This is a genomic window from Actinacidiphila oryziradicis (genome assembly GCF_005047355.1).
Lineage (GTDB): Bacteria > Actinomycetota > Actinomycetes > Streptomycetales > Streptomycetaceae > Actinacidiphila > Actinacidiphila oryziradicis.
Genome location: NZ_SUMC01000010.1, coordinates 99,989 through 120,135, shown reverse-complemented (window position 1 = coordinate 120,135; position 20,147 = coordinate 99,989). Strand labels below are relative to the sequence as shown.

The window sequence follows — 20,147 nt, the reverse complement described above, 5'->3', positions numbered from 1 at the left end:
CGGGGTTGGGGCAAGCCGCTCGGGTGCCGCAGCAGAGCACATCGCCAGCCAGGCCGCAGACAGTTAACGCGATCGATGCGGTAAGACCGTCTCATTTACTTGTTTGAAATCTGGCCAATCACGGCCGGTAATACGACGGCCGTTGGATCTCCATCTGACCGACGAGTAAGGCACTGCCGGACGAATGGCCCCAAAGTCCCTTGCTGCTGTTCGGAATTCTGCCCACGGGACGGGCGGACGCCACGGGTCGTGCTGTCTCCCGGCAGCCCCTCGACCCGCGGGCCGCACCCATACCCGCGCAAGCGGAATGGGCGCCCGGCATCGCGGTCGCTATGGACGCCAGTGGCGGAGCAAGGGAGTCAAAGGATGACGCGTCAAGTCAGCTCGGGTGAAGAGGAGGCCGGTGCGGCGCCGTCGCATCCGGACGTGTCCTCTTCCCCCGCGCGGCCCGGGACGGTCGCCGAGGTCGAAAACCTCGCGGTGACCTTCCGGCGGGGCAATCGGCGGATCCACGCCGTGCGCGGGGTCAGCCTGGACATCCGGCCCGGGGAGATCCTCGGTCTGGTCGGCGAGTCCGGCTCAGGCAAGAGCGTGCTTGGCATGTCGTTGCTGGGCCTGCTGCCCGAGGACACGCTGGAGCACACCTCCGGCCGGGTCGCGGTTGCCGACAAGGACATGCTGCATGGCTCAGCGGACGTTCGCAGGCGGGTACGGAAGGAGCATCTCGGTTCCGTATTCCAGGACCCGATGACATCGCTGAATCCGACGATGCGCGTCGGCCGGCAGGTCATCGAGGCCGCTGGATCGACCGAGGAGGCCATACGGCTGCTGCGCGCCGTTGGCATACCCGACGCCGAACGGCGGATATCCAGTTTCCCGCACGAGCTGTCCGGCGGGCTCCGGCAACGTGTCATGATCGCCATGGCTGTGGCCGGCAACCCATCGCTGGTGATTGCCGACGAGCCCACCACAGCCCTGGACGTCATGGTGCAGAGCCAGGTGCTGACCCTGCTGCGGTCCCTGGTCGATGAAATCGGGTGCAGCTTCCTGCTCATCACCCATGACCTGGGCGTGGCCGCACAGGTGGCGGACCGGATCGCCGTGATGTACGCGGGCCGACTGGCCGAGCTCGGCCCGACCGACACCGTGCTGCGCAGCGCAGCACACCCGTACAGCCTGGGGCTGATGCGCTCCCGCCTGTCACTGACCTCGCCCAGGACCGGGACGCTGACGACCCTTCGCGGTGAGGTCCCGAACCCGGCCGCACCGCCACCCGGATGTCCCTTCCAACCACGGTGCGACCTGGCCACCGACGATTGCACCCAGCTCCTGCCCGATCCGGTAGCGGTCATACCCGGGCACCTGAGCGCGTGTGTGCTCCCGGCCGAGGTGGTCCGGGCGCGTCGCCCGGACCCCGACGCAGCCGAGCCCGAATCCACCGCACCGTTCGCTGCGGAAGCCCCGGGCGCGGCGTCGGCCGTGCGGGTGCGGCAGATCCGCAGGACGTTCCGGGTCAAAGCCGGGCGCGGCCGGCGCAAGGACCTGCAAGCCCTGCGCGAGATCGACCTCGACGTGGCGGCCGGCGAGTCGGTGGCGATCGTCGGGGAGAGCGGCTCGGGCAAGTCGACACTGCTGCGGGTCATGGCCGGGCTGGAGCGCGCCGACCACGGAGAGGTCGCGCTGGGCGGGAGCACCCGCCCGCAGATGGTGTTCCAGGATGCCGGCGCGTCCCTGACCCCGTGGATGACCGTGGGCGCGCTGATCGATGAACGGCTACGCGGCGAGGGCCTGTCCCGCGCCGAGCGCCAGGAGCGCGTCGCGGCTGCCCTGGCGCAGGTCGGGCTACCCCCCGAGGTGGCACAGGCGCGCTCCCGCCAGCTCTCCGGCGGCCAGCGACAGCGCGTCGCCCTGGCCAGGGCGACGGTGATCCCTCCTCAAGTGCTGCTGTGCGACGAGCCGACCAGCGCACTGGACGTGTCGCTGGCCGCAGGCGTACTCAACCTCATCGGCCAACTGCGGCGCCAACTGGGCATGGCCGTGGTCTTTGTGACGCATGATCTGTCCGTTGCCCGCATCGTCGGCGACCGCATCGCGGTGATGTACCTCGGCAATATCGTCGAGCTGGGGCCGGCCGAGCGCGTGGTGAGCAAGCCCGCGCACCCGTACACCAAGGCGCTGCTCAGCGCGGTGCCCGAGGCAGGGGCCGCCCCCATGGTGTTGACCGGCGAGCCGGCCAGCCCGCTGGCGCCCCCGTCCGGCTGCGCCTTCCACCCCCGCTGCCCGCTGGCCGACGACGCCTGCGCCGACTCGGAGCTCAGGCTGCGGCCGGTGCGGCTGCGCACGGCGCACGATCGCGCTGTGGCTTGCCTGAAACCGGAGTTGATTTAAATGGCCGTGGCCGAACCTCATCCTGCCGCTCCGCCCGCTGCCCGGCGGCGAAGCGGCCGGCTGCTGCCCGCGAACGCCGCCCGATGGGCCAACTGGTCGGTCGCGGGGCTGCTGGGCGTGGTCACGCTGGTCGCCCTCCTCGCACCCGTGCTCGCCCCGCATGACCCCCTGCAACCGGTGGGTCAGCCGCAACTCGCCCCAGGTCAGGGCGGATTTCTCCTCGGCACCGACGGTATCGGCCGCGACGTGCTCAGCCGAGTGCTGTACGGTCTGCGGGCCAGCTGGTTCGCGGCGCTGCTCGTGATAGCCGGCGGCGTGATCGTCGGCGGGATCATCGGCTTGGTCGCCGGGACCTTCGGCGGCATCGTGGACAACGTACTGATGCGCATCACCGACGGCTTCCTGGCACTGCCCGCTCCGGTGCTGGCGATCGCCATCGTGGCCGCGCTCGGCCCCGGGTTCGTCCACACGCTGCTCGCTGTCTCCATCGTGTGGTGGCCGTTCTATGCCCGCATCGTCCGTGGTGAGGTCCGCGCGCTGGCCGCCAGGCCACATGTGGAGGCCGCCCGGCTCGCCGGTGCGGGAACGTTCCGCGTCGCGCTACGGCACCTGGCCCCCGGCGCGGTGCCCGCGACCGTGGTCACCGCGAGCCTGGATGTGGGCAACCTCATCCTCACCCTGGCCGCGCTGTCGTTCCTCGGGCTGGGGCAGCCGGCCCCTACCCCGGAGCTCGGCGCCGACGCCGCGCGCAATCTGTCGTACTTGCTGCAGCAGTGGTGGATTCCGACGATGCCGGGTGTGGCCGTGCTGGTGCTGGCCATGGTCGGAAATCTGGCGGGCGACGCCATCCGCAACCTCATGGAAGACCGATAGGTCACGCCGTCCCACCACTCCCACTACCCAAGGAGTCCCCTGTGCTCCAACTGGCAGGCAAGCGCCTAGGCGCCATGGTCGTGATCATATTGGCTCTTACCGCCGTGATGTTCGGGCTGCAGAAGATCTCGCCGCTCGACCCGGTCCACGCCATGCTCGGCCAGAGCGCGTCGGCCCAGGCAGTCGCCGCGGAGCGGCACGTTCTCGGCCTGGACCAGCCGATAACCGCGCAGTACTTGCACTACCTGGCCGGGCTGTTCCATGGCGATCTCGGCACTTCCTACCGCACGCGCAATCCGCTCAGCTCCGACCTCGGGACGGCCTTCCCCGCCACCGCCGAGCTGACGCTGTACGGATTGATATTCGCGCTCATCCTTGCCGTGCTGCTGGCTGTCGCCACGACCCTGCGGTGGCCGGGCGCCTGGCTGTTCCGGCTGATCCTGTTCGTCGGCGCGTCAACGCCACCGTTCCTGCTTGCGATCGGCGGAATCCTGGTGTTCTTCGTGAACCTGGGGTGGCTACCAGCGACAGGGCGGACCAGCATCCCCAATCCGCCAACCGGCCCCACCGGCCTGCTGACCATCGACGGGCTCCTCGCCGGCCAATTCAACGTCGTCACCGACGCGCTGAGCCACCTGCTGTTGCCTGCCCTGGCGCTGGCGATCGGCCCCGCCGTGTCGATCGGACGGGTGCTGCGGTCGAGTCTGGTCAGCGAGCTCCGCAGCGACTACGCGCGCACCGCTCGGGCGAAGGGGCAGCGGGAGCGGCAGGTGCTCATCCGGCATGTGATCCGCAACGCGATCGGCCCCGCACTTTCCATGACAGGCCTTCAGGCGGGTCTGATGTTCGGCGGTGTACTCGTCATCGAGCAGGTCTTCTCCTGGCCCGGCATGGGCCAGTACATGACCCAGAGCATCCCGGTCGCGGACTTCCCGGCCATCGCCGCCGTGACGCTTGTGCTGGGAATCGGTTACGTCCTGATCAACACGGTGGTGGACCTGCTGCAGGCCGCCGCGGATCCGCGGATCGATGTCTGACAAGACGCGCGACCCGGCACCACACCCCAGACCGCAAGGAGATCACTTGCCCCAGCAACCCCTGTTCGTCGGCGATCCCGCGCTGATCGTCATCGACATCCAGCGCGGTATCTCGATGCCGCCCGACATCGCCGGCATCACGCATATGCCCGGCTGGCAGGAGCGCGTCCAACGGGCCGAACAGCTCGTCGCGGCTGCCCGCCAGGCACAGGTGCCAGTGGTCTTCTTCCAGGAGGTGCACCGGCGCAGCGGCGTGGATTTCGGCCGTGAGCTGGACGGTGCCGAGGGGCCGCACTGCGTGGAGGGCGAGGAGTCGACCGAGTTGTGGCCGACCCTGCGGCCCGCGCCGGGTGAGGCCCATATCGTCAAGCGCCGCTACTCCGGCTTCATCGGCACCGACTTCGAGATCCTGCTGCGCGGGCTGGGAGTCTCCACGCTGGTGCTCATCGGTGTGTACACGGACGTGTGCGTCCATTACACCTTCGCCGACGCGCACCAGCGCGACTACTACGTCCGCGTGGTCGAGGACTGCGTCGGCGGTTCCAACCAGGCCCGGCACGACGCGGCGCTGGAAGCGATGGAGTACTTGCAGGCGGGCGCGCGCCGGACAACTACGCGGATTCTTGATGCCTTCGCTCGGCTGGCCGCCGAGCGGAGCCCGGCCCCAGCGGAGACACTGATATGACGACCAGCAACGCACCATTGGCCAGGCGCAAGTCCCGGATCCGGGCGGCCGGTGCCATCGTCGCCGGTCTGGGCATGCTTCTCGCGAGCGCGTGCTCATCGCAGTCCAGCTCATCGCAACCGACGGGTGGCGCCGCACCCACCGACCACGTGCTCAAGCTCGCTTTCCTGCAGGACCCCGGACAGCCGCCCGACCCGGACATCTACTACGCCGGGCAGGGGCTGATGCTCACCAACAACACCTACCAGGGGCTGCTGCAGTACCAGCCCGGAACCGCCCAGCCGAAGATCATCAGCAACCTCGCGACAAGCTGGAAGGCATCGAAGAACAACAGTGTCTTCACCTTCCAGCTGCGCCACGGGGTGACCTTCCACGACGGAACGCCCTTCACCTCGGCGGCCGTCGAGGCCTCTTTCGCCCGCCGGCTCGCGGTCAACTCAGGGCCGGCCTATATGGTCCAAGACGTCAAATCGGTGACCGCCCAGGGCCCCTACAGTGTGACCGTCACGCTCAAGCAGCCCAACGCTCAGTTCCCCGACTACATGGCCTCGCCGTACGGTCCGAAGATGATGAGCCCGACCGGGCTGACCCAGCATGCCGGCAAGGACCATGCCCAGACCTATCTGCGCACCAACGATCTCGGCACCGGCCCCTACCAGCTCACCGAGGCCAAGACCGGCTCCCAGTACCAGCTCAAGGCGTATGCGAAGTACTGGGGCGCCAAGCCCTACTTCACCACCGTGGACATCCCCGTGCAGGCCGACACCTCCACCCAGCAGCTGCTGCTGAACAAGGGCGACCTGGCGATCGTCATGCACGATCTGCCGCAGTCCGCGGTGCAGGCCTACCGCAAGAACACAACCCTGAAGTCCTATTCGCTGCCGACCATGATGTCGGACTTCCTCTACGTCAACCCGCACAGCGCGATGCTCACCAACCAGGCCAACCGGCAGGCGCTCCTGCAGGCCGTCAACGTCGACCAGATATACAACCAGGTCTTCGCCGGCCGGGCGACCAAATCGACCCAGGCATACCCGGCGAACGTGATGGCACCGGGCCTGGCCAAGCAGAACATCCCCTACAGCCCCTCCGCGCTGCAGAAGATCGTGCAGTCGCTGCCGGCATCCCAGCGCACGCTGACCGTCGGCTACGACTCCGGCCAGTCGGACAACCAGGTGGTGGCGAACCTGCTCTCTGCGCAGCTGGCCAACTACGGCGTGACCGTGAAGGTGCAGAGCTACCCGACTTCGCAGATCTTCGGCTGGGTCACGAACCTCAGGGGCGCGCCGGACATGCTCCTGACGACCGGCTGGCCTGACGCAGCGCCGCCGTACATGTGGGCGCACATCAGCTACGTCACCGGCGGCGGTCTGAACTACTTCCAGTGCTCCACGCCCCAGCTCGACAAGCTGGTCGGCCAGGGACTGTCGACTGGCAGCAACTCCGTCTTCTCCCAGGTCGGGCAGCTCGCCGCGCAGTCCGGGTGCTGGGACAACCTGATCAACGAGGACGACTTCATGGTCGCCCAGCCCTGGCTGAAGGGCGTCGCCGAGTCGCATGTGGTGAGCACGGTGAACACGCTGAACCTGGCGACTCTCTCCGTCGGCTGACCGCTTACCATCCCAACGGCTCCGCCGTCCGCACATGGACGGCGGAGCCGACGAGACAGGAGGAATGAACATGGCCACTGGCGTACGGGAGATCGTGCTGCTCACCCTGGGCTGGGAGGACCTGCCGAAGTCGGTGTCCGTGCATGGCGCGCCGCCCGAGCAACGGATGCGTGAACCAGTCCCCGGAGTGCTGCTGCGCTGCGACGGCGGCTGGCTCCTGTTGGACACCGGCTTCAACTCGGCGCTCATCAACGACCCCGTCCTGCGCCGCCGCTTCCACGGCAGGCCCGGCTTCGGGGCGATCCTTCCCGGCCCGGGGGAGCCGCTGGAGGAGGCGCTGGGCAGGGCGGGCATCGACATGGACGACATTCACGCGGTTGGCCTGAGCCACCTGCACCTCGACCATGCCGGCGGGCTGAAGCACTTCGCCGGCCGGGTACCGGTGCACGTGCAGGGCGCGGAGCTCGACTACGGGCTCTCGAACCACCCCGAGCCGGAGCAGCACGGGATATTCCGGATCGACTTCGACGACCCGCGGATCGACTGGCGCACCGCCACGGGCGACGTCGAGATCGCTCCGGGGGTGACCGCCGTGCTCACCGCCGGGCACACGCCAGGGCACCAGAGCTTTGTGGTCGATCTGGACGAGTCGGTGGGCGGCGGCGGCTTTGTGTTCGCCTTCGACGCCGCTGATCTGACCGAGAACATCGAGCACGAGCTGCCCGTCGGAGGCGTGATCGGCGTCGATCCGGCCGAAACCGTCGAACCGATCCGCCGGCTCAAGCGGATCGCCGCCGAGCGCGGCTACCGCCTCATTCCCGGGCACGACCCCGTCGTGTGGCCGGCGCTGACCCACGAGCTCGCGGACCGCTTCGCAGTCACGCGGTCACATCTGCACGGGTCACACGTGCATGGATCACACGTGCACGCCTGAGAACAGCGTCTACCCGCGGGCGGGCCTGGCCCGCGGGTAGACGGCCTCGGAGGGCCGGCATGGGGGATGCCGCATGCCGCCTAATGGGAGACTCGGTGCCGTAGCCGGCCCTCCCGATGCCCGCACTGCGCCGAAGCTGACCGTAGGACGGTCCGCAGTCCGCGACGAAACCGCTGAGCGGCGCCGCCTCCCGAGGGAGTCCGGCGCCTCTCTCGTGTTCGGTACGACAACGCACCCCGTCACGGCGGTGCGGGCGCTGCACTGGTCTCTGGTGGTGGCAAACGGCGTGAGGTTCGCGAGGTGCGCCCGGCCCGGGGCCGCGTTGTTGATGAGGTTGGAGGTGGAGCCCAGCGGGCGCCCGGCAACCGGCCCGAAGAAGCGATGAGACGCCCCCCGTCAACCGGTCCGCAGCTTGGCGTGCCCCGGAACAGCTCGGGCTGTGACTGCCCCCTCCGGACGGTGAGGATCCCGTAACGCACACGATACAAAGTTAGCGGTATACCGTAATGCGGTCGTACTCAAATCCCTCAAGGTGCTTACCGGCCCACCCGGGGTGGCCGGCAGCGTGCTTCTCGACCGCCGACCGGACCGCTGCTACGTCGTCCAAAGCTGCCGGATGGTCCCCCGCACGACCGAACCTGAGGAATGACATGAAAACCACCGGCCCCCCGCAGATACGGGTCGAGGAGGTCTCGCTGGCCTTCCCCGACGGCACCCACGCTCTGGACGACGTCTCGGTCACCGTCTCGGCCGGGGAGATGGTCGCGCTCGTCGGCCCGTCCGGGTGCGGCAAGTCCACCCTGCTCCGGCTCGTCGCGGGATTCGAGAAGGCCGGCATGGGCGCCGTCACCACCAGCCATCACGCCCTGGGGTACGTCTTCCAGGACGCCACGCTGCTGCCCTGGCGGAGCGTGCTGCACAATGTCGAACTGCCCGGACAGCTCACCGGCGTACCCAAGGCATCGCGCCGCGAAAGCGCCCGGGCGGCGATCGACCGGGTCGGTCTCGGCGGCTTTGAGCGGCACCGGCCCGCCCAGCTCTCCGGCGGGATGCGGATGCGGGTCTCCATCGCACGGGCACTGACCCTGCAGCCGAAGCTGTTCCTTTTCGACGAGCCGTTCGGCGCACTTGACGAGATCACACGCGAGCGGCTGAACGAGGACCTCAACGCGTTGTTCGAGGCCGAGCCGTTCGCCGGGCTCTTCGTCACGCACTCGGTGACCGAGGCGGTCTTCATGGCCACCCGGGTCATCGTGATGTCGGCGCGGCCGGGCCGGATCCTGGCGGACATCCCGGTACCGTTCGACTACCCCCGCGAACCCGGGTTGCGCTACACGCAGGAATTCGCCGAAGTGGCCGCCACGGTCTCGAAGACCTTGCGCGAGGCCTGCGAGGTAGCCGCATGAGTGCCGCATCCGGCCTGCCGGCACCCGTCGCCGAGCCGTCCGCTCCCGCTCCGCCCGGGCGCCCACCGAAGGCTGGGACCCCAGGCCCGGACCACGGCCGGGCGCGGCGGGGCTCCCTCGCCCGGATCCTCGCTCCAGTGGTCGTCTTCGCGCTGGTTCTCGGGCTGTGGACCTACGCCAGCGACCATCTCATCGATCCCACCAGCCGTTTCCTCCTGCCGCCGCCGCTGTCAGTGCTGAAGGTCGGCCTGCTGGACTGGCAGAACCTCAGCGAAATCCTCTCCGCGCTCTGGACGACCACTAGCGTGGCGCTGACCGGACTGGCCATCTCCATGGTCATCGGTGTCGCGCTCGGTATCCTCATGAGCCAGGCCCGATGGGTGGAGTACTCCGTCTATCCGTACGCGGTGGCGCTGCAGACGATCCCCATCCTGGCGGTGGTGCCGCTGTTCGGGTTCTGGTTCGGATTCGACTTCAAGAGCCGGGTCATCGTCTGTGTGCTGATCCCGTTGTTCCCGATCATCACCAACACCCTGTTCGGCATGAAGTCGGTCGAAGCGGGCCTGCACGATCTCTTCTCGCTCTACGCGGCGAACCGTTTCAAGCGGCTCCTCTTTCTGCAGCTGCCTGCGGCACTGCCCGCCATCCTGACCGGATTCCGGATCTCCGCAGGACTGGCAGTCATCGGCGCCATCATCGCCGACTTCTTCTTCCGCCAGGGCAACCCCGGGATCGGACGACTCATCGACGTCTACCGGCAGAACCTGCAGACCGAGCAGCTGCTGACCTCGCTGCTGCTGTCCTCCCTCGTCGGCCTGGTCCTGTTCTGGGGCCTCGATCTCCTCGAGAACCGCATCGTTCGCCGCCGCAATCCCCGCTAACTCCTGCTCCTCGAACCCTCTCACCGGTAAAGAGCCCCGCCATGCCCATGCCCCTTCGCAGGCTCGCCCTGCCGCTCGCCCTGATCGGCGCCTTGAGCACCGCCTGCTCATCTGCCGCCTCGCCGAGCACCACAGCGTCGACCGCCAAAGGACCGCTCAGCGGAATCTGCCCGAGCACCGTCGTCATCCAGACCGACTGGCAGGCCACCGCCGAGCGAGCCGCCGCCTATCAGCTGGTCGGGCCCAACGGAACGATCAATGCCAGCAAGAACTCCTACTCCGGCCCGCTCGGCTCCACCGGCATCAACGTGGAAGTACGACTCGGCGGGTCGGCCATCGGCTTCCAGTCGCCGGCCTCCCAGATGTACCAGGACAAGTCGATCTACCTGTCCTACGTCTCCACCGACACCGCCATCCAGTCGCAGGCGAAGTTCCCGACCACCGCAGTGGTCGCGCCACTGAACATCGACCCGCAGATCATCATGTGGGACCCGGCGACGTACACCATCAACTCGTGGAAGGACATCAAGGGCACCAAAGCCAAGATCCTCTACACCGAGGGCCTGTCCTATATGGACGCACTGCTGGCCAAAGGCCTGATCACCAAAGACCAGGAGGACAGCTCGTTCGACGGCACCCCGAGCCGCTTCGTCGCCGAGAAGGGCAAAGTCCTCCAGCAGGGGTACGCCAGCAACGAGCCGTACCGCTGGGAGCACGACGTCACCGCATGGAAGAAGCCGGTGAAGTACCTGCTCGTCCATGACGCCGGTTGGCCGGTCTACCCGCAGGGTTTGGCCGTCCGCAGCGGCGAGCTGAGCAAGGACAGCGCCTGCCTGAAGAAGCTTGTGCCGATGATCCAGAAGGCCCAGGCCGACTACATGAAGAACCCGACAGCGACCAACACCACGCTGGAAAAGATCGCGACCGCGATCCCCGGCGGCCCTGCGCTGACGCCGGCCGGAGACGCCGATGCCGTCACCGTTATGAAAAAGCTCAAGATTGTCGCGAACGGGCCAGGCGGGACATTGGGCAACTTCGACCCTGCCCGAGTGGACCAGTCGATCAAGCTGCTCGAGCCGATCTTCAAGGCCAAGGGCGTACCGGTGCCCGCCGGGCTGAAGGCATCCGACCTGGTCACCAACAAGTTCATCGATCCCTCGATCAAGCTGGGCTGATCGAGCGGATGGGCGGAGCATTGTGGCGGGCATCAGCGCACCATCCGGCGCCTGCCTGCTCTCAGGACGGCCGCCGGCGGCGCCCGTGGGTGATCTTCACGGGGTCGGTCTCGGTGACCGCCCAGCCGGCAGCCAGCCGCAACGCCGTGTCCCGGCCGCTGACGACGTGCCGCAACGCGACCTCCGCCGTACGGGCAGGGTCCGCGGCGGCGATCGCTTCGTACAGCTCCGTATGCTCGGCGCACTGCTGGTGTGGATCGCGATCGGAGGTCAGCCGGAACAGCCACTCCATGCGGGCGTTCAGCGGACGCATCATCGTCTCGAGAAGAGCGTTGTCCGAGAGCGCTACGATCTCGGCGTGGAAGCGGGCGTTCACGACCGCGATCTCCGCCTCATCACCTGACTCGGTGGCGGCGCGCGCGGATTCCAGGCACCGGGTGAGCGGCCCGAGGTTGTGCTCGTCGGCGCGTTCCGCGGCAAGCCGGGCAGCCAGCACCTCGACGCTCTCGCGGATATCGAACAGATCCCGGACGTCCGTCGGGGTGAACGGACTGACCAGCGCGCCCCGGTGCGGCACCAGGACCACCAGGCCCTCTGCTGCCAGCAGCCGGAGCGCCTCACGCAGCGGGATCCTGGACACCTTCAACTCATCGGCCAGATCCCGCTCGACAATCCGCTGCCCGGGCCGTAGGTCGACCTGGATGATCCGCTTCTTGAGGGCCTCATAAGCCAGATCTCGGAGCGAGCCCCGCCCCACGGATGTCATCACTCTCGCACTCTAGTGCAATTAGTGGCATACCACTATGTAACCATTTCTTGAAAGGCACCTGACATGAATGATCTGCTGCTGCGTGGCGGCCGCCCCGGAGGAGGAGCACCGGCGGACGTTCTCATCAAGGACGGGTGCATCGCGTCCATCGCGCCGTCCATTGACGCCAACGGCGCCGAGGTTGAGGAGCTCGCCGGGCGGCTGATCCTGCCCGCGTTCGTGGATGCGCACTGTCATCTCGACAAGACATTGTGGGGCGGCCCCTGGGTCCCCAACACCTCGGGGACCGAACTGGTCCAGATGATCGAGAACGGCCGGGCCCGCCGAGCGGAGTTCGGCATCCCCAACGAAGACCATGTCACCGCCCTGCTGGAGCAAATGGTGACCCGGGGCACCTCCTACGTGAGGACACACACTGACATCGACCCCGAAATCGGTCTCACCGGTGTCGAGGCCGTGCTCGCGGCGGCCGCCCAGCTGAAGGGCAAGGTGACCGTGGAACAGGTCGCCTTCCCGCAGTGCGGCCTGCTGATCAAGCCCGGCACCGCCGAACTGATGGAGGAGGCGCTGAAGGCCGGAGTCGGCACGGTCGGCGGCCTGGACCCCGCCGGTGTGGACCGCGACGCGGTCGGCCATCTCGACATCGTCTTCGGGCTGGCCGACAAACACGGCGCGAGGGTCGACATCCATCTTCACGACCGCGGCTCCCTGGGTGCCTGGGAGTTCGAGCTCATCATCGAACGCACCAAAGCTCTAGGCCTCCAGGGCCGGGTCGTCATCAGCCACGCCTTGGCCATCGGCGAAGTGGACGGGGACCAGCAGGACCGGCTGGCCGAGGCGCTGGCCGAGGCCGGTGTCGGGCTCACCACCTGCGCGATCTACAGCGATCCTGTTCCCCCGGTCGTCAAACTCCTGAACGCCGGGGCCAATGTCGCCCTCGGCAACGATGGCATCCGGGACCTCTGGAGTCCGTACGGAAACGGCGACATGCTCGAACGGGCCATGCACCTGGCCTACCGAAGCTACTTCCGGACCGCAGAGGACATCGAGGTGGCGTTGGAAGCCGCCACATACGGAGGAGCGCGCGCACTCGGACTGGTCAGCTACGGGCTTCGTGAAGGCGCCTCCGCCGACCTCGTCACCGTAGACGCACGTACACCGGCCGAGGCGGTCATGGCCCGACCCACCCGCTCCCTCGTTCTCAAGTCCGGCCGTGTCGTCGCTCGCGACGGTGCTCTCTGTTGATATTCCGGGGGCCGTTCGTGCAGCGGACTCGGCGGCGTTGACGTGCTCCCCGGTCTGAAGGCCGGGGATGCCTGCCACGGTCTTCTGACCGCCGTCGGCGGCCTTCGTTGTCCGGACGAGCAGTCGCCGTGTTCCACGCGTAGGCCCCGGCCAGCGCGAACACCACCCTGTCCCCCGCCCGCAGCTCCCCCACCGGCGCCCGCCGGGCGGCGTCCGCACCCGCGAGTATTCCGAGCGTCTCGACGGCCTGCCGTGGCGGGAACTTGCTGCCATCGAGGTAGCGGTGCCACGCGGACTCCACGAACAGGCGCACATCGGGGTCCAGCGATTCGGACAGCGGCTGCCAACGGCTCATATCCCATCCCCGTACCTAATCTGCCGATCCTGCGGGACATCCCCGCACCGTGCGGGCTGGGATATCCCACTTCCTCCCAGAAGCACCTGCGCATGTACCCCGATGTGTCGGCGTGGCAAGGCTCAAGTCCGAGGGATCACCCCCTCGATCCGAAAGGAGCGTTGGACACCATGCCGATCTTCAAGCGCCTGGCTGTCTTCGCCGCCGCGGTCGCCGCCGTTCTCGGGCTGGCCGCAAGCAGCGCGAACGCCGCAGTTCCGCACTCAGCACACCACCACGCCACCGCCTACCATGCGACGCACTACAGGCACGCCGGTTGGAAGCACCACACGGTCCGGCACCACCACCGCCCCACCGCCAGACGGCATGCACCGCGCGGCTGCCCCAAGGGCGAGCTGTGCGCGTACACCGGCGCCAACTACACCGGCCACCTGGCCTGGATCGCCCACTCGCATTCCAACCTGCGGCACGCGCCCACCTTCCAGCACGTGAAATCGCTCTACAACAACTCCCGAAGCCGCAGCGTCACCCTCTACGCCCGCTCCCACTACCGCGGACACCAGCTGACCCTGCGCCACGGCACCGGCGTACGGCACCTAGGACCGCGACTCCGCCGTCACATCCGCTCCGCGAACTGGCACTACTGCCGCTACTGGCACTACTGCTGACCACCCCGCAACCGCCGCACGGCGCCCGCCCCCTGTACGACAGCGGGCGGGCGTCGCGCAACCGGTCGCACCCGGAGCCGAACGCCTCAAGCGTCTTCGACCAGATCGCGGCCACCGCCAAGGCCCGCCACAAGGGCGCCCGTGCCGAGGACGACTGCTACGCAAGGCCCGGACCACCATCCGCTTCGGCACGCTGATCAACTGACTGTTCGACGAGCGGAACCCGGCCGGGGCCGTCTGCCCGCAGAACCCGATCACCCCCGAAGGCCACACCAGGCCGCTGAAGGCCGATGATCCCCTCCACTACATCATGTAATAAGTGTTTCCGGCAGGCACTGCCGGGCCCACCGCCACTACTCCCGCACCCGTCGGAGGTGTGACCGATGCCCCACTCCACCAACGCCCCCTCCACCCGGGCCGACCGGCTGCTGGGAGCCGCGGGACTGGGCACATGCCTGGGCGCCCTGGTGATCCGCGGCACCGAAAAACTCCTGGGCGGTGCACCCTTCAGCACGTCGGAGAGCATCGCGGTAATCGGCGCGACGGTGGTAGCAGCAGCCGCCATCAGTGAATGCGCCGCACAGCGGGCCCGGCTGCGCAGTCAGCGCGCGGGCCGGTGGCTGTGGCGCGGCCTCATCGCCACTGGCGCAGCCTTGGCGCTGCTCGGGACGGCAACAGGCGGACTGCTCGCCTTGACCCCCAAGGCCGCCGACGCCGAGGCGCGGGCCGACGCCCAGACCGAGGCCCACCAAGCCGAAGACCTGGAAAGCGCCGTACCGGCAAACGTCACCGCCGCGCTGCTGGCCGCCCACGGCACGCGCTTCTACCGGGCACCGGGAATCGACCCGACGGGCCTACTGCAGCTGGCGCGCGGTTCGGCGACCGGTCCGGGCGGCAGCCCCACCCTGGAACAGCAGTTGGCCCGGACGCTCTATACCCCCGGCCGGGCCGGCCCGGCCGCCCAGATCGAACAGGCCGCCCTCGCCGTCAAACTCGCACGCACCTACCCCAAGCCCCGACTGCTGCGCATGTACGTCAACACCGCCGCCTTCGGACACGGTTGCTGGGGCCTGCCCGCCGCCGCGGCCGGCTACTTCCACACCACCCCCGATCGCCTCGACTGGGCCCAGGCCGCTCTGATCGCCGTACTGTCCCAAGGCCCCCGCACCAACGACCCGTTCACCCACCCCGGCGCCGCCGCCACCCACCGCAACCAGATCCTCGCCCGCCTGGCCGCCACCGGTCACCTCACCCCCGCCCAAGCCCGGCGCTCCGAGGCCGCCCCACTCACCCACCGCGGGTGACAGCTGCTGCCGCTGGTCGGAGGGGACGGTGGCGAAGCGATGCGTGCACAAACACCAACAGCCGGTCAGGTTGGCGGCTCGGCTGTGGGGAGACCCAGCGACGGTCATGCAGCGAACAGAAGCCCGCCGGCCGGACCAGTGCGACCAAGCCGCAATGTCGAGCGCCCGCGAGGCTTCGGCCGATGCGGGCCGTCCCCACGTCGATCCGGAACGGGTAGCCATCGTGATCCGCACCAATACGGACGGGTTTCATGGCGCGGCGTCCTCCGTAGACGGAATACGACGCCGGAGCAGGGCCTGCGTGGCGAGGCCGCCGAGGGCGACGGACGGGGCGGTGCATATGAGCCAGCGGGAGGCGGCCGGGGCGGTGACGGTGACGGTCGCGGCGGTGGGGTGGCCGCGACGGCCGGGCCTGCGAGCAGCAGGGCTGAGGCGAGGGCGCCGAGGGCGCCGATGCGGGCAATCCGTGGGGGGATTCGAGTCATTGGCCAACGGTAGCCGGGCAGTTGGGGACTTCCAGCTGCCGTAATCAGCCATTTACATGCTCACCTCAAAACTTCTACGCGCGTTCACCGGCGCGGCAGCTGCGCCTCCCGCGTCGCCGCCACGACGACGTCCGAGCAGCCGGCGGTCTCCACCAGGTCGCCGTTGCGCGGCGGCCGGGCGCCGGTCAGGCGGTTGCCGGTCACTTTGAGGCCGCCGACGCTGCGCGCCGACACGATCGGGGCGGCGGCGTCCTGGAAGACGTTGCCGCTGATGGTGACGGAGCGGTGCACCGGGCGGGCCGGGTCGAGGACGGTGTTGGTCGGGCCGAAGAGGATCGCCGGGGTGGACGGGCGCAGGAAGGTGTTGTCCCGGATGACCAGGTCGGCGACCGGTCCGGACTCGAACCACTCCTCGGCGTCGCCGGAGACGTACACACTGGCCATGCTCATCCCGTCGAACACATTGCGTTCGATCACGACGGGACGCCGGGTCGTCACCAGGACGCCGCGCGTGGGCACGTTGACGAAGTAGTTGCCCGCGATGCGCACCGCGGCCGTGCACGTGACGTTCTCCGCCGCCCATGTCTCGGGCTCCACATGGCCGGGCAGGTCCCGGTCGAGGGTGACGACCATGGACGACGGGTCGGGGCCTCCGCCCCGGCCGTCCGGCCCGTCGACCGCGCGCACCCTGGCGGTGAAGCCGGCGGAGGAGTCGAGCGTCGCCCGCGCGACGAACTCGATCTCGTCGCCGGGCCGGAACGCGGGGAAGCCGGCCGTCTCGGGGTGACGGTAGGCCAGCACGACGGTGTCCGGCGCGACGCGCTCCCGCACAACGAGGTACGTGCCGTGGACGTTGACCGGGTCGTCGTGGGGCCCGTCGAACACGCAGTCGGTGATGAGGACTTCGCCGCCCATCGAGGACAGGTTGATGAAGTCGGCGAACCCCGCAGAACTGCGGCCGGTGGCCGGATCCGCGCGGAACCGTACGTCGTGCACGGTCAGGTCCCGGCTCAACTGCCCGACGATGCCGAAGCCGTGCAGATAGTGTGCCGAGACGTTCCGGATCTCGACGCGCTCGGAGTTCCACACGAAGGCGCCGGGATGGTCGCGCACCGTCGTACGCATCTGGTAGACGAGCCCGATGTCGTGAGGCTTCTCGGTGGTGCCGTAGTGGATGCGGATACGGTCGTGCGCGACCGCGCGGACGGAGACCACGTCGTCGAACAGCGGGTTGTCGGCACGCCAGGTGCGGGCGGCGGCCGGGTCGTGCACCTGCGTGTAGTCCATCGCGTCCACGCCGGTCCAGTAGGGCTCCCCACTGTCCGGGGCTGGTTCGCCGAGCCAGACCACCCGGGTACCGTCGATGCGGAACCGGGTGTCGCGGGGCAGGGAGAGTTCGCGCCACGCGGCGCCGCCGTCCGTGCCTCCGGCGCTGACCGTCGCGTCGATCACCCGGGGCGCCACATAGTCGAAGGAGAAGTTCTCGAACCGCACGTCGGTTGAGTCGATCGCGGCGAAGGCCGTCTGCGCGCCGTGGAGGACGAACGCGGATCCCTGACCGTCGACCACCACGTCCCTGGCGTCCTCCACCAGCAGTGCGATCGTCTTGGACGCGTAGCGGGCATCGGCACCGACGGTGTTTGAGACGTAGAGATCGCGCCGTTCGGCGTGCTCGGGATGGAAGTGGTACCGCCCGGGCGCGAAACGCACGGTCACCGGCCCTTCCACGGCGCGCGCGGCGCGCAGGGCACGGGCGACCGCGGTGCCGGAATCGCGGGTCCCGGTCGGGTCCGCACCGTGATCGGTAACATCGACGATCGTCCGGGTCGCCACTCGGGCTCTCCAATCCGGCGGGGCGGTCCGCACCGCAGACGAGACCCCGGTCAGCGGCGAATTCTGGCGCGTCAGTCTAACCATCCCATTTCAGCCACGGGAGCAACCATGTCGTCGCGCGCGAACGGCCCCTCGCAGAACCCTTCACAGAACGCCCACCGGCTCTCCTTCGGCGAACCCGCGGCGCACTGGCTGGAGGCGCTCCCGCTCGGCAACGGCCGCATCGGCGCCATGCTGCACGGGGGCGTCGGGCGCGAACGGGTCCAGCTCAACGACGGCACGGCCTGGTCGGGCAGCCCCGCGAGCGAGTTCGCGGACGGCCAGGTCACCGCGGACACCGCCCGCGAGGCGATCGCCGAGGCCCGCCGGCTGGTGGCGGCCGGGGACTTCGCGGGGGCCACCCGGCAGGTCCAGCGGCTTCAGGAGCGCTGGAGCCAGGCGTATCTGCCACTCGGCGAGCTGACGGTCGACCTGTCGCATCCGGAGGGCGAGGTCACCGGCTACGTCCGCCATCTCGACCTGCGGACCGCCGAACACGTCGTGCGGTACGCCGTCGGCCCGGTGACGGTGGAGCGGCGGACCGTCGTCTCCCATCCCGACCGGTCGCTCGTCATGACGATCGACGTCGACGGCCCGCAGGGGGTGGACGTCATCGTGGCCCTCGGCTCGCCGCTGATGACGCTGGATTCGGGCGCGGCGGAGCGCACCGCCTGGCTCACCCTGCGACTCCCCTCCGACGTCGCGCCGCCGCATGAGCCGGACGTGGCGGCGCCGGTGTACGACGACGAGCGGGAGAGCCTGCGGGGAGCGATCGTGGTCGGCTGGTCGCACGACGGCGCGGACGACCCGTCCGGCGCGCGGGGTGGCGTGCTGCGGGCGGCCGGGGTGCGGCACGCCGAGATCGTGCTGACGACGGCCACGACGTTCACCGCCATCGGGCAGCCGCCACACGGAGACGCCTCGGACGCCCTGGCGGCGGCGCGGCGGGACCTGGCGGCCGCCACCCGGCGGGGCGCCGGTGAACTGCGGCAGCGGCAGCACGCCGACCACTCGGCGCTCTACGACCGCGTGGAGCTGGAGTTCTCCGGCGCGGATCCCCGACTGCGCCTCATCGCCTTCCTGTTCCACTACGGGCGGTACCTGCTGATCAGCGCCTCGCGCTCCGGCGGGCTGCCCGCCACGCTCCAGGGCCTGTGGAACGCGTCGATGCGGCCGCCGTGGAGCGCGAACTACACGGTCAACATCAACACGCAGATGAACTACTGGCCGGCCGACGTCACCGACCTGCCGGAGTGCCTGCCCCCGCTGTTCGACCTGGTCGAGGCGCTGAGCGTCAGCGGTGCCGCGACTGCGACCAGGCTCTACGGCGCCGGCGGCTGGTGCGCCCACCACAACACCGACGCGTGGGCGTACACCTCGCCGGTCGGCCGGGGCGACGCCGATCCCGCCTGGGCGTTCTGGCCGATGGCGGGCGCCTGGCTGTGCCGGCACCTGGCCGACCACGTGGCGTACGGTGCCGACCCGTCGTTCGCCCGGGAGCGTGCGTGGCCGGTACTCAGGGGCGCCGCGCGGTTCGTGCTCGACTGGCTGACCGAACTGCCCGACGGCACGCTCGGCTTCGTTCCGTCGTCCTCGCCGGAGAACCGTTTCCGCACTCCGGACGGGCCGATGGCGATCGCCGTCAGCTCCGCGGTCGACAGCGAGCTCGCGCGTGACCTGCTCACCTCCATAACCGAGCTCGCGGCCGTGGCCGGGCAGGAGGCCGACCCGGTCGTGGCCGCCGCGCACGCCGCTCTCGGCCGGCTGCCCGGCGCAGTCACCGACGAGGACGGGACGGTGCGCGAGTGGCGCGATCCGCACGATCTGGTGGAGCCGCAGCACCGGCATCTGTCGCCCCTGTACCGGGTGTTTCCCGGGACGGGGGTGGGCCCGGAGGAGGCCGGGGCGGCCGCCCGGACGCTCGACGTGCGCGGCGACGACTCGACGGGGTGGTCGCTGGCGTGGAAGCTTGCCCTGCGCGCCCGGCTGCGGCACGCCGAACGGCTCCCGGCGCTGATCGACCTGGCGCTGCGGCCGGTCGGCCCGGACGCCGAGGGTCAGCACGGCGGGCTGTACCCGAACCGTCTGTCGGCCCATCCGCCGTTCCAGATCGACGGCAACCTCGGCTTCACGGCCGGCCTGGCGGAGTGCCTGGTGCAGAGCCACACGGGCGCCGTCGAACTGCTCCCGGCGCTGCCGTCCGACTGGCCGGCCGGGCGGGTGCGGGGGCTGGTCGCCCGGCCCGGGGTGGTCGTGGAGGTCGCGTGGGACGACGACCACCGCCTGGTCGAGGCACAGCTGCGGGCCCGGTCGCACCGCCCCGGGTCGGTGCGGGTGTCGGCGGGCGGCGAGGTGGTCGACGTCGACCTCTCCCGGGGCGCGTGGACCGTGACGCGCGCGGAGGGCGGGGGGCTGTCGGCGCGGCCCGCCGAGGCATGATCCCGCCGGTGGTACGTGACG

At 69.4% G+C, this 20,147-nt stretch carries 15 protein-coding genes; 13 read left to right on the top strand and 2 right to left on the bottom strand.

The window, feature by feature from the left end:
* Window positions 1–366 precede the first annotated feature (366 nt).
* The 9 genes from FCI23_RS13945 (at window position 367) to FCI23_RS13905 (ending at window position 10,989) form a co-directional block, all read left to right on the top strand.
* Entirely contained in the window at window positions 367–2,388 is a 2,022-nt protein-coding gene (locus FCI23_RS13945; RefSeq protein WP_136723893.1) for a dipeptide ABC transporter ATP-binding protein, read from the top strand.
* Entirely contained in the window at window positions 2,389–3,261 is an 873-nt protein-coding gene (locus FCI23_RS13940; protein WP_136723891.1) for an ABC transporter permease, read from the top strand.
* A gap of 41 nt (window positions 3,262–3,302) precedes the next feature.
* The gene (locus tag FCI23_RS13935; protein ID WP_211265320.1) at window positions 3,303–4,298 is read left to right on the top strand and encodes an ABC transporter permease; all 996 of its coding nucleotides are present in this window, start codon (window positions 3,303–3,305) and stop codon (window positions 4,296–4,298) included.
* 46 nt (window positions 4,299–4,344) lie between these two features.
* Entirely contained in the window at window positions 4,345–4,983 is a 639-nt protein-coding gene (locus FCI23_RS13930; protein WP_136723889.1) for a cysteine hydrolase family protein, read from the top strand.
* Entirely contained in the window at window positions 4,980–6,593 is a 1,614-nt protein-coding gene (locus FCI23_RS13925) for an ABC transporter substrate-binding protein (RefSeq protein WP_136723887.1), read from the top strand. The genes FCI23_RS13930 and FCI23_RS13925 overlap by 4 nt, the downstream gene beginning before the upstream one ends.
* Window positions 6,594–6,663: 70 nt before the next feature.
* A complete protein-coding gene (locus tag FCI23_RS13920) occupies window positions 6,664–7,527 on the top strand; it encodes an N-acyl homoserine lactonase family protein (protein WP_136724046.1) in 864 nt (287 codons plus the stop codon).
* A 650-nt stretch (window positions 7,528–8,177) separates the two neighbouring features.
* Window positions 8,178–8,933, top strand: coding sequence for an ABC transporter ATP-binding protein (locus FCI23_RS13915; protein WP_136723886.1), 756 nt, complete (start codon window positions 8,178–8,180; stop codon window positions 8,931–8,933).
* Window positions 8,930–9,814 carry an ABC transporter permease gene (locus FCI23_RS13910; protein ID WP_136723885.1) on the top strand — a complete coding sequence of 295 codons (885 nt, stop codon included), beginning with the start codon at window positions 8,930–8,932 and terminating at the stop codon, window positions 9,812–9,814. Before FCI23_RS13915 ends, FCI23_RS13910 begins: the two co-directional genes overlap by 4 nt.
* Before the next feature lie 41 nt (window positions 9,815–9,855).
* Entirely contained in the window at window positions 9,856–10,989 is a 1,134-nt protein-coding gene (locus tag FCI23_RS13905) for a substrate-binding domain-containing protein (RefSeq protein ID WP_136723884.1), read from the top strand.
* Between the two features lie 61 nt (window positions 10,990–11,050).
* Here FCI23_RS13905 and FCI23_RS13900 read toward each other — a convergent pair whose 3' ends face one another.
* Window positions 11,051–11,755 carry a GntR family transcriptional regulator gene (locus FCI23_RS13900; protein ID WP_136724043.1) on the bottom strand — a complete coding sequence of 235 codons (705 nt, stop codon included), beginning with the start codon at window positions 11,753–11,755 and terminating at the stop codon, window positions 11,051–11,053.
* 66 nt (window positions 11,756–11,821) lie between these two features.
* Here FCI23_RS13900 and FCI23_RS13895 point away from each other — a divergent pair, with 66 nt between their 5' ends.
* From FCI23_RS13895 to FCI23_RS13875, 3 genes are all read left to right on the top strand, one after another.
* Window positions 11,822–13,003, top strand: coding sequence for an amidohydrolase family protein (locus FCI23_RS13895; protein WP_136723883.1), 1,182 nt, complete (start codon window positions 11,822–11,824; stop codon window positions 13,001–13,003).
* A gap of 525 nt (window positions 13,004–13,528) precedes the next feature.
* On the top strand, window positions 13,529–14,026 hold the full coding sequence (locus tag FCI23_RS13885) for a peptidase inhibitor family I36 protein (RefSeq protein ID WP_169316791.1): 498 nt from the start codon (window positions 13,529–13,531) through the stop codon (window positions 14,024–14,026).
* A 383-nt stretch (window positions 14,027–14,409) separates the two neighbouring features.
* Window positions 14,410–15,330 carry a biosynthetic peptidoglycan transglycosylase gene (locus FCI23_RS13875; protein ID WP_136723878.1) on the top strand — a complete coding sequence of 307 codons (921 nt, stop codon included), beginning with the start codon at window positions 14,410–14,412 and terminating at the stop codon, window positions 15,328–15,330.
* Window positions 15,331–15,899: 569 nt separating this feature from the next.
* Here the strand turns inward: FCI23_RS13875 and FCI23_RS59510 are convergent.
* The gene (locus tag FCI23_RS59510) at window positions 15,900–17,648 is read right to left on the bottom strand and encodes a right-handed parallel beta-helix repeat-containing protein (RefSeq protein ID WP_169316790.1); all 1,749 of its coding nucleotides are present in this window, start codon (window positions 17,646–17,648) and stop codon (window positions 15,900–15,902) included.
* Window positions 17,649–17,756: 108 nt separating this feature from the next.
* Between FCI23_RS59510 and FCI23_RS58250 the strand changes: the two genes are divergently transcribed.
* On the top strand, window positions 17,757–20,126 hold the full coding sequence (locus tag FCI23_RS58250) for a glycoside hydrolase family 95 protein (protein ID WP_211265319.1): 2,370 nt from the start codon (window positions 17,757–17,759) through the stop codon (window positions 20,124–20,126).
* The last annotated feature ends 21 nt before the right edge of the window (window positions 20,127–20,147 follow it).